This is a genomic window from Bacteroides sp. OF04-15BH (assembly GCF_003477995.1).
Lineage (GTDB): Bacteria > Bacteroidota > Bacteroidia > Bacteroidales > Bacteroidaceae > Paraprevotella.
The window spans coordinates 1,801-2,093 of the sequence record NZ_QUEM01000087.1 but is presented as its reverse complement, the minus strand read 5'-3'; the positions used below and the strand labels follow the sequence as shown (position 1 = coordinate 2,093).

Below are 293 nucleotides of genomic sequence, written 5' to 3'. Positions count from 1 at the left end.
GTTGAGTCTGAGAAGGAAAGCGAGTTGAAGGTTACACGCTCTGCCATTGGCAGAACCAACATGTTGAAGTCAGTCACCAATTCCTTGGGCGGAACTTTCACATTGGACTATGCCCACACCACTCCGACCTACGGCCTTCCTGGTGGCAAGTGGGTAATGTCTGCCCTTACCGTTGACGACGGAATCCATGACGATGGTCCAGTCATGACAACCGCCTTTGAGTATAAGGACGGAAAGCGTGACCGCCATGAGCGTGAGTTCCTCGGTTTCGGTGAGGTCATCACCAAGAACCT

Annotated in this window: 1 protein-coding gene; it reads left to right on the top strand. The window is 52.6% G+C overall.

What is annotated here, in order from left to right; all coding sequences use genetic code 11:
- A partial coding sequence (locus DXA74_RS16765) for a toxin TcdB middle/N-terminal domain-containing protein (RefSeq protein ID WP_233550590.1) occupies positions 1-293 on the top strand: 293 nt, incomplete at both ends.